Consider the following 10371-nt stretch of genomic DNA (forward strand, 5'->3'; position numbering starts at 1 on the left):
CGCCGCGCGCCTTGCGAGCCTTGAGCGCCTCCCGCGTGCGCTGGCGGATCAGCTCGCGCTCAAGCTCAGCGAACGCGCCCGCGACCTGGGCGAGCGTCCGGCCATATGGGGTGGTGGTGTCGAGCGCCGGATCAAGCCCGATGAGCGTCCAGCCGCCTGTGTGCGCCATCTCCAGGATTTCGGCGAGCCCAACGACTGAGCGCGCCAGACGGTCGAGTCGCGACACAACAAGCGTGTCGCCCGGTCCTATGCGCTCAAGCAGCTTGGCGCATTCGGGGCGCTTGTGGGGGCGCACGGAGCCCGAGACGTGTTCTGCAGCCCAGTCCTCGACCACAAGACCCTTGCTCGGCCCACGCCTCGATTGCCTCCCGCTGCGCTGAGAGGCCAAGGTCTTGGCGGCCGTGGATGTGCGCAGGTAGGGGCGGATCATAGCCGGACCCCTCGCGCGATCAGGCGCTCACCGATGCGATCCAGGATGTTGCCGATGATTGCCCACGCGATGATCGCACCGGGAATGATCGCTAGCCAGATGCCGAGCGTGTGCACGAGCCACACGGCAGCAAGCAGCCCAAGCAGCCCCCACGAGAGCGCGAACGCAATTGCGTCGAGAATAACCATGATCGCAATAAGTGTGTACGTCAAAATGCCGACGAGTGCGGATGCGATCAGTCTCATGTTGTGCTCGTTCCGTTCGTCACACACGTATGCTAGCATACACGCACGCTCTACGCACAAGGGGTAATCGAAATCACGGAACCCGATCAGGAGCGTCCTAACGCGTGGCGGGGCGTGGCACACACGTACGATCCAGGCTCGCGATTTCCCGGGTTTACAAACTCGGGCCCCGTTGAAGCACCAGTAGAAGCAGCTTCTCGCGTCCCGCATTCCGCGCATTTCCCGGGTTTACAAACCCGGGCCCCATTGAAGCAGGGCGGCCGCTGAGGCGTGTGGCGCGCCGGAGGAAATCTTGCCGAATGCGCCCGGCAGAGCGACCGGCCTGAGGGCAACGCTGAGTGACAACGCGCCCGCGAGGATACCGTGCGAAGGGAAAGGTGCGTTGAGCTGTAAGGGCGCGAAATGGTGCCTAAATCAGCACGGTTTGAACTGACCTGCGCCGAAGTGTGAGTCTGCACCAACCGGTAAATCTAGGAGCACAGGGTAATCAAAGATTAACTCGAGCCAAAAAGCCGATCGCTTCGTAAACATCCAGCGACGTCCGTAAGTATCGCCAACGTTGACGAGGTACTGGTGGGAAAGAAGAGGCGATATCGACCCGTGTCCTGCAGGACCAGGGGCCCTGCGGAGTGAAGCTGGGCGCCCTAAGCCAAGGTGCTCCATAGAAAGGAGCACCGCCTCTTCGAGATTACATCTATGTTGTTGGGAGCGACGCGGGACGGGAGGTAGAAACGGCGTCGTACTCACCCAACGCCTTGCCGGCTGCGGGGGTGTCGACTCCGCGATCGTCGCCTCGGGGATGACAGTGATTGGATACGGGCTTCCGTCAACTCGGATGTGGTCAACAGCGAGCAACGCGGATAGCTCCTCACGCGTGAGCGAGCCCTGCGGAACGCGAACGGTTAAGCCCTCAACAGCACCCGTCTCGGAAAGACGCGGCAGGTAATAGGCATGCCTATGACCGCGCGCGATCGTCCCGTCGGGCTTCCGTCCCGTGAGGGTAAGGGAATGCTCAGGTGTAAGGGCTCGGTGCCTCGCGACAGCAGCGTCACGAAAGGCGCGCGCAACTGGGATTAACAACCGGAGTGGGATGGGGATGCGACGACAAAGCCGGAAGCGTATCTCGGCGACATTGATCGGCGGGCGAGACTCGCCCACCTTCGAGCGTGGCGGAATTTCGTGAACAATGAGCCCATCTGGAAGCTCGTATTCGACCCAGCGAGCCCCAGGAGGCAGTGGCATCTTGTGGTCAAGCAGGGTGTCGACCAGGTGAGGCGGATAACCCGCCGTCGGAGTATACTCTGTGCATTCGTTTGGGACAGCCCAAAGGTGATAAGCACGAAAGTCCTCCTTCGCACACAGTACTGATCGGTAGACCTTGTTCGTGGCTGACCGCTCGGGGTGTGGCTGGTCCCCCCGTGACGGCTCGGTCTGGAAAGGAGTGACGCGCTCGATGCGAGGAGGGGGTTCCGTATCGTGTACCACGCGAAGACGGGCACGCGATTCGGTTCGACCCAGATAGCGGAGGCGGCTGAGCAGGCGCCGTAGCAAACAGCGCTCACGGCAAGCCAGACTAACGTCGAATTTAAACCAGAAGCGGCCGCCCTCCGGAACAGCGAAAAAGTCGTGATGACGTACGCGATCCAAGCCGCCCTTACGTACCGGCTGGTAGTAACGGATCTCGTGAAAGGATGTTTTTGGAAGCCACAGCTCGGGTGGACCGGCGTGTGCCAAGTTCTCAAGCAGACGATCGCGATCCTCCTTCTCGGAGGATAGGCCGGTATCTGAGAACCAGGCCGATGCCAACGCCCGCAGGAGCCGCCACGGGGACGGCGGCCATTCGGGCCCCGCCATAGCGAACTGCGATTCGCCCCAGATGTGGGCGTGGTAGCGTCCGGCGAGGAGTTCAACCTCGATAACCGTCGCGTTGCTCATCACCGGTCTTCCCGCTCTTCAGTATCGCCGCCTGATTTCTCCTGATCGGCTGGAGGCTTGGGCTGCGCCTACTCCTTCTTCTTCTTGGGCTTGTACCGAACCTCCACCAACGGCCCTTTGTAGAGTTGGGCACACCGCCCACCCGGCCCGCTATTCGTGCCACCGCACGCATCCTTCTCGACTCTGAGAGCTTTGCTCAGCTCGCTCAGCTCCCTCAGAAGGCTCGCGAAGTCGGGCCGATCTTCGGGCAAGGCCTGCATCAGCTCTTCGGCGCTGACTTGACGGGTCTGCGAATCCCCTTCCCAAGAGATTGAGTTGCAGCGGAGGTAGCAGTCGGCTCGCAGCCGCAGGCTCGGCAGAGTCTGGCGACTGCGCGGGTCGAACGCGGGCTTGTTGCCAAGAAACGCACCGACCTTCCAGAGAGCAAGGCCTAGCAAGAACTTCTTCTCGGTGTCGTCGAGTGCGAGGGCCTTTAGCCCGAGCAGGTCGATTTCGAACCAGGCGACGATCTTCTTCGGCACGATACGGCTTTTTGCCGCGATGCTTTGACCTTTGTTCGCGCGCTCCTCGCGCGTGGCCTCGGGTTCTATCGCATCCCACTTCACCATCCCATAATGAACCTCCGGCTCGTCAGCGAGCTCCGCTTCCAGTCGTCCGTGCACCAGCCGAGTTTGCCGGAGTCCGACGAACTTCCACTGCACGAACTGGAAGCCGTGGAGCAGAGCGCCGGGATCGAGAGCGAACACAAGGCGCTCGAGTTTGGCTCGCCTGTCGAGGGGCCAGGAGTCGCCATCTTGTGTCAGTCCCAGTTCTTGTTCAAACACCTGCTTCATCGTCTTTGTGTTTTGGTCGTCGATCTTTCCATCTAGCACGTAGGACGATGCGCATCGGTGTGGTTCGCATAGATTCGTCGTCAGAAGATTATCGTGATTCTCGTCCGGGTCAAGGACCGCGATCACAGGCAACTCCAACTTTTCCAGCTCGTCAGTCCACACACCCGGCTCCTTCATGCAAACCGCTTCGAGCCGGTTGGCCATGCTCTGTTCACTCTCCACTAGGCACCAGCGTCTCCCATCCTTATCGCGATAGATGCAGGGTCCAATGTCAGGGAAGCCGGTGGGCTGGAGGAACCTGCCGTTGACCAGCTCTAGCGAGGCGGTGATGACCACCTGGTCGTGTTCCCAGAGAATGTCGATCAAAGATCCGCCGCGGCCAGTATTGGCATCCGTTTCCTGGTTAGTCATGATGTCACCCCCAGTTCTTTCGAGGTCTTTGTTTCCTCCATCGGCACCCAGAGCCTCCGTGAAAGGGCACGCATGTCCTTCCGGGTTATTGGGACCATCAGTGCCACCGCTAACCGCGGAGCCTCAAACTCAGGCACCACCGGTTCGAAACACGCCACCGCCTTGCCCATCGGCCTTGGCTCTTCATCCCATGGAAGCCCGTCTACGCGAAGCCGAGAGAGGGCTCGCGTCGCAGCGCGCTGGACCTGTTCTGCCTTTCCGATGCTCAGCAGACGCACTACCTCCCCGTCGCGCGGTGGGCGCGAGTCCGGGGCGGGCCTAATCCCGAGCTCGAACCACAAGCGGAGGGCGGCGTAAGCCGGTGGGACCGTCGCCACGCTCCCAGACGCTCCAGGCTGGAACGTGTCCGAGTCACGGTTCTGCCAATCGAGCAAGGCGAAGAGGCCCGCCAGACGGTGGAGCTCGCGGACGTCGACCTCGCCCCGAAGCAGGGCGGCGACGTCCTCAAGAGGCGCGCACCTGGCGCCCTGGAACGGCAGATGGTCGAAATCTGCGCTGTCGAGCCAGCGGTACCACAGGAGCGCTTTGAAGTCAGCCAGGGGGTCGAGGCCTGCCCAGCGGAGGGGGCGCGAGGGAGGTGGATCGGGTGCTCTCCATGATCCCGTGGCCCGGTCGTATCTGACTGGCAGCATGTGCTCTAGTACCGGGCCAACTCCCGCGTTGCCACTCTCCGCCTTTACACCCAGGATCGAGCCGATGGCGCGGCCGAGGCGGTAGCAAGCATAGGAGTTGAGGGCATCCTGGAGCGCTTCTTCCCAGAGCCGTGCCGGGAGAGGCGGCAGTGGGCGGGGCGTACGGCGAGCGTCCTCGAAATCTCGGCGGAGTGCGCCCGAGAGAAGAATGGAGCGGTTCAAATCCCACAGAGCGTCAAGCACGCCGCGGTAGGCTTCGAAGCCGGGCTCGTCTACGGCCACGTGGATGGCGCTATCCACCCGGGCTCGCGCCGCACGCAGCTTGTCTGAAAGGTCAAACTGATCTAACCAACCCGTTTCAGCAAGCGGAGCGAGCATGAGTCTCAGGCGGCCACTCGCTCCACCTGTCTCACCGACTCGGGTCACGCCACGGGGAATCCCCTGGCGCATGGGTTGGCGCTGTCCCGGTCGCCGCCCTTCCAGTACGAAGCGATGGAAGATATCGAAGGCCGCGCCCGCTCCGCGCCCCACCACCGCAGCCCGGAACTCAGCGGCAGTGGCAGCAAAGCCGCGCGCAGACAGCCGAGCCTGGAACTGTCGCACCTGCATTTCGAATTCCGCAAGCGTCCGGGGCCGGTTCGCAGTCCACGTCGGCAGGTGTAGCTCGACGTTCCTGAAATACTTGCCAGCGCCGAGCTCAACGGTCAAGCCCTCAAAGACGAACGGAAACGCCGGGTAGTTGCGGCGCCCCCAGCGCAGCCGCCGAAGGCTGCCTCGGAGCAGCATTGCTCCGCGCAGCGCGAGCAAGAAGCACCACGGGCTTACCGGGGCATCCTTTTCTCGTTCCCACTCTTTAACCCCCGTCGCATAACGCTTCATCGCCTCTGGAAAGAACAGATATCCACTCTGCAGTGTGGACCGCAGGGCCGGGTTTCCCTTGGCATTTCCCTTGGCATTTCCCTTGGCAAAAAGCGACCACTTGAGGTCTTCGGGAGCACTTACGGCGGCCTTGGCAGCCTTCTCGATTTGGGAGAAGTAGTCTCCGGAACCTTCCTGGCCGTGCGCCGGAAAAAGCGGGTGCGGCTCTGTTCCGTCGCCATCGCGATCGAAAGTTGGCAGGCCCACTGTGCGTGCCCAAAGCGCCACCTTCGGTTCTAGCTTGTCTTGTTCACGAGCGCTCTTGACGGGTGAATCCTGGCGGCTAAGACCCTTGCGCTTGTCTCCTCGGCGGGGCTTGAGTGGCGTCATCTCCTTCTCGGCCCAATTCAGCACGCGTTCTCTGATTACGTTCAAAAGATCCTTCTTAGCGGTTTTGGTGTCCTCCGAGGGGTCAGTTTGCTTCTCAGCCACCAGGTGGAAGGCCTCGTCCCACCAGAAGAGTGTGTCCGGCCACTCCTCCCCGACGATGGCCATGATCCCGTAACCCTTCAAAAGGTCGCCAAGGGAGCGTGGTGAAACACCGCGAAATACAATCGTAGTCATCAACTCGCCCTCCAATCCGCCACCCGCACCAGCCCTTCCAGGTACGCAAGAAGAAACGGGCCGTAGTCTTGTAGCAGCCGGCGGACGCGACCCTGCCAGCCTGGTCCACTGCGTGAAGGCAACAGGATATCCGGGTTGAGTACCCAAGACCCGACTGTTCCACGAGACAGGGCGTTCTTCGGGATGCGGTCCTCTCGGCGCACACCGCAAAGGTCGTTGGGATTCTCGTCGTCCCAGGCCTCCGGCAGGAGCCGCACCTTGCCGTGATGGGCGAGGATTAAGAAGGCCGCGAGGTCGTCAGCTTGGTCTGCCTGGAGGAAGGCAAGTAGCGATGCCAGCTCATGGCGGAAGCCGGCCGGCTTGCCGCCGTGGCGGTTCGACTTCGCATACAAGACATCGGGCTTGGGATGACCATCCTCTCGCTTTCCGGCCGCGCGCAGCATGTCTTGGAACGGCCGGCGTAACTCACCGCGCTCGTCGCGCTCCAGTGCCTTCCCCACGTCGTGCCATCGAGCAGCGGACGTCACCGAATCGCGAAGATCTGCCGGCAACTTCAGGGCTGTCACCAAATCTTGGGCGTTCTGCTCCGCCTCCTGCAAATGCAGCTCAAGCTCCATCCATCGCTTTGCGAAGCTACGCGGGTCCTCATGGCGAGCACGCACCCCCACGATGCGGTCGTCGATCACCTCCGCCGTCCCACGGTCGATCCGTATCCAGGCGCGTACCATCGCCCTGTCGCCATGGGTCCATCGATCGACGATCTCACCGGGAGGCTCCTTAGCCCCAGGCGTCCAGCCAAACCCTGCTTTATACGAGCCTACGCCGATGTCCACCATTACGGTATCCCCGGCGCGGATGTCAGTTCCTCGTGCCTTGCGCCAAGCCGCGCCCCGGTTCCGGCCAGTCGCGAGGCTGAGGACCCAGACGTCACGGTCCCTTAGGGCATCGCGCACCTCGTAGAACGGCACAGGGCAGAGCTCATCAGGATGGATCGGCACCTGCTGGTCGGGATCGAGACCGCCGTCGATCCGTCGCCAGAGCACATACGCATCGACGTCCCGGTCCACTCCGCGGATGAACGGACCGACATCGTAATGCCCGCCACTCAGATCCGGATCGGTGTCGAAGAGATCATCAAGATCGAAGCGCCTCAGCACCGGGCCATCGACTGGAAGTGACACCGGAATCTTCGCCAACGTTTCCGGTGAGACAGAACCGGAGTGACTTTCCATTACCTCCTTCAGCTGGCAACGTGCCTCGTCCAGCGCCTCTGCCTCATAGGGCGAGGCGGCCCCGCGCCTCCGTCGTTCCGCGTACTCTTTCGAAGACTCGCCCTGCTTGCGTTCTGGCGGTAGCGGCTCGAACACGATGGCCGGAGCGGGATCCCTATGACCCTCCCGAACGTCCGTTGTGCTCGGCCTGGTGCCGCTCCGGTTGAGCCGTCCGAGACGCTGCACGAGAGAGGGCCACGGGCATAGCTCCGTGAATAGCGCGTCGGCGTCAATGTCCACGCCCGCCTCGAGCACTTGGGTCGCGACGATGACTCTGCCTCCGGGTGGCACAGGCGCTCCGAGCTTCTGTTCATAAATGGCCTTGCGTTCTCGCGGCCGCATCCGCGCGTGAAGAAGCAACACCTCAGGTCCAGCGTCCCCGTCCTCTCGAAGCTTCTCACGAAGCTTCTCGTACAGCGCGCATGCCCTGTTTACCTGGTTGACGAATACCAGCACCGTCCGACCGCCTTGCGCTGCGCTACGGATGCGCTCAAGAAGTTCGTGGCTTTGCAGGGTCCAACCTGAGCTCGTTGCCGCCACGGCACCTTTGGACCTTCGGCTTCTCCGCTCTTTGCTTACCTGGCCAACATGAGCAGGGTCGGGTTCGAGGTGCAGCTCAAGAGACTTTGGGGCAGTCCATCGGGTCAGGAACTGTTCGTTCTGAAGGTCCTTGTCTGAGTACGTCTGAGCCGGCCGCGACAGCTCTCGTTGCTTCCGCTCGGGTGTCTGCATCCAGTCAGGCAGCGTGCAGACCCCCTTTTGGCTGCCTAAAGTAGCGCTCATCCACACCGTTTGGCGCGTGCCGTGGCGATGTCGCGCCTCATCCCAGAACGTCTGCAGCTGAACGCTCGTCGTGCGGCCGGAGCCCATGAGCTGCACCTCGTCCATGACCCACAAGGTGTCAACGTTTAGAAACCCGAAGTCGACCGGCCAAAGCTGGGGTGCCATAGCGAAACCGCGGTTCAGCGCACGCGACAGAAGCATGTCCTGCGTCCCAATGATGATTGCCGAACGCTCGGGGTATTCGCGCCAGTCTCTCTGCACTTCGCCGCCCAACAGCGTAACGACAGCGACCTTGTCACGAGCGGTCCAGTCGATCTCGTAGTGCGTGAGGTCATTACCAGCGAACTGAGCTTCACCAGCCAGCAATCCCACGTTCTGGGCCCAGCGCACCGCCCGAGATCGGGTCTGCTCCACCAGCACGCGCATCGGGAGGCAGTAAACAAGCCGTCTGGGCAGTTGGGCTCCGCACTTCCGCGCCACGAGCCACACCGCAATCACTGACGTTTTCCCAAGCCCAGTTGGGATGTCGATTAGTTCCGGTACTTCACCTTTGAGCATTAGATCAAGAAGCTCTTCCTGCCACGGGTAGAGTGTCTCTCCTTCTTTGAAGCCCAAAGCCTGGCGTAGCAAGTCCTTGGCTTGAGACTCGTTCATCGCTGACTCCTCGGATGAGCTGCGTCGCGCGTGTGAAGAACGGAAGGACCGAAGTCAACCACGGTACTTGCCGGCCGGTGCCTGCCCAATCGTCGAAAACACCCAATGCGTTCGCATCGTACTTCCGTCAACGCGTTGTATCGTTGCCCTGTGATTGTCAATGTCTGCACCAAACGACGGCACACCGCGTAGCCTCGGTAGCGCAGGGCCCCGAGCATCATCGGACTCCGCGGGTGCTGATCGAACGTTGAAACCAGGAGCCCGTGGGAAAGCTTGCTCCCGCTCTTTCGCCGAGACGGCGGGGAGACGTTTGCTGGCGGCACCTCTAGGTGGGCGGAGAACGGTGCGGCGATTGCCTCGCGCGGTTGCGGAAGCCCACCACCGGTACACGCGTTCCCGACTATCTCGGCTGATTGGCGGTGGTAGGCGATCCGGTCCTTCGTCTTCGGATCTCGGTCGAACGCGACTGGCGCCACGGTCGAATAGTATGTAACGCCGGCCGAATGCTCGGTCCATGCCTCAGCACTCAGGTGCCACGGCAGCTGCTCCCCCAGCTCCGAGAGGAGGCCCCACGCGTCCTCGACGTTTTCGCTGATCTCGAGTCGTCCGCGGACCCTTTCAACCGCTGCCAACTCCCCGGCGGCCAGAAGACGCCTCACCAGCATTCGGAACGCGAGCGCAACCCCCTCAACCAGCCTCTCGGCGCCTGAGGGGGTCACGCTTCGCATTTCCACCAGCTCGCCTGGCTGCAAGCCCGACACCACGTCGCCCGGGGCGAAGGTGCTGTCGTCCTCCGTGATCTGTCGCTTCGTTTTACTCACCTTGGCGACTCCTTTTGCTACACCCGGACCAACGTGGCGTTGCCGGCCCGCCGCACAGCGAAATTACATAATTACATAAGGTCGCGTAACGGGCTATATTTGCGCCTAGCCCTACTTTGTGCACCGGCGGGCGTAAAGGGTAGGTCCGTGTAGCTTGCTGACTTACCGCGGCTGCAGCCATCGGATTAGTTAGCTGCCCAGAATTTTGTCGCCCGATCCCTGGTTGTCGCTGGCGAACAGTATCCACGGAAAACCTAGGCCCAAAAAGAGCCCAAAAATCGACTTGTGGAAGATCAAAAACCGACCGGTGGGCGCTGCCCGGGGCGTCACAGGGTTGGGCGCGTTTCCGTCGATTACCCGTGTGCATTGGCGTGCTCCGAGCGAGGGTTGCCGCTTGCTGGGTGAGCGGCTGGGTGAGCAGAAACATTTCAGCCGAGAAGTCGTTCTCGGCTAGGCGTTCCTGACGAGGCCTGCCAGAACTCAAGCTCGGTTGGGGAGCTGGGGTGGTTGGGTCTAAAGGCGGTGGTCGAGACTAAGCAGGTTGCTGGGACTTCCAAGCCGCGGATCGGCCCTTTGAGCGGCCCTCGGCGACCAAACCGTGCTCGCGACGTGCCCGGCACCTCAGCGACGCGCACCTCAGCAGCACGCACCTCAGCAGCACGCGCGCCTCAGGGCGGCTGCCACAGCGGCGGGCGCTTCAGCGGCGGCCGCCACAGCGCTTCGCAATCAGCGACTCGAGCGCGCTCGCGTCTATCGCCTCGGCAGCTGCCTCGGCGAGCAGGTCGAGCTGCCTGCTCCGGCGGGCCCGGAAGGG

6 protein-coding genes are annotated in these 10371 nt (G+C 62.2%); all 6 read right to left on the reverse strand.

Going from position 1 to position 10371, the window contains the following annotated elements; all coding sequences use genetic code 11:
- The coding region (locus BLW41_RS06155; RefSeq protein WP_143038630.1) for a recombinase family protein at window positions 1-430 on the reverse strand (430 nt) is incomplete at its 3' end.
- Window positions 427-714 carry a hypothetical protein gene (locus tag BLW41_RS06160; RefSeq protein ID WP_177169382.1) on the reverse strand — a complete coding sequence of 96 codons (288 nt, stop codon included), beginning with the start codon at window positions 712-714 and terminating at the stop codon, window positions 427-429. The genes BLW41_RS06155 and BLW41_RS06160, both read right to left, overlap by 4 nt.
- Before the next feature lie 375 nt (window positions 715-1089).
- Window positions 1090-2610: a type I-G CRISPR-associated protein Csb2 gene (gene csb2 / locus BLW41_RS11525; protein WP_093117408.1), complete on the reverse strand. Its 1521-nt coding sequence runs from the start codon at window positions 2608-2610 to the stop codon at window positions 1090-1092.
- Between the two features lie 68 nt (window positions 2611-2678).
- Complete coding sequence (gene cas7g, locus BLW41_RS06170; protein ID WP_093117410.1) at window positions 2679-3854, reverse strand: type I-G CRISPR-associated RAMP protein Csb1/Cas7g; 1176 nt, start codon at window positions 3852-3854, stop codon at window positions 2679-2681.
- A complete protein-coding gene (cas8g1, locus tag BLW41_RS06175) occupies window positions 3851-6043 on the reverse strand; it encodes a type I-G CRISPR-associated protein Cas8g1/Csx17 (RefSeq protein ID WP_093117412.1) in 2193 nt (730 codons plus the stop codon). The genes cas7g and cas8g1 overlap by 4 nt, the downstream gene beginning before the upstream one ends.
- Window positions 6028-8736, reverse strand: a complete 2709-nt coding sequence (cas3g, locus tag BLW41_RS06180) for a type I-G CRISPR-associated helicase/endonuclease Cas3g (protein WP_093117414.1) — start codon at window positions 8734-8736, stop codon at window positions 6028-6030. Before cas3g ends, cas8g1 begins: the two co-directional genes overlap by 16 nt.
- Window positions 8737-10371 lie beyond the last annotated feature (1635 nt).

It is taken from the genome of Thermoleophilum album (assembly GCF_900108055.1).
Classification (GTDB): domain Bacteria; phylum Actinomycetota; class Thermoleophilia; order Solirubrobacterales; family Thermoleophilaceae; genus Thermoleophilum; species Thermoleophilum album.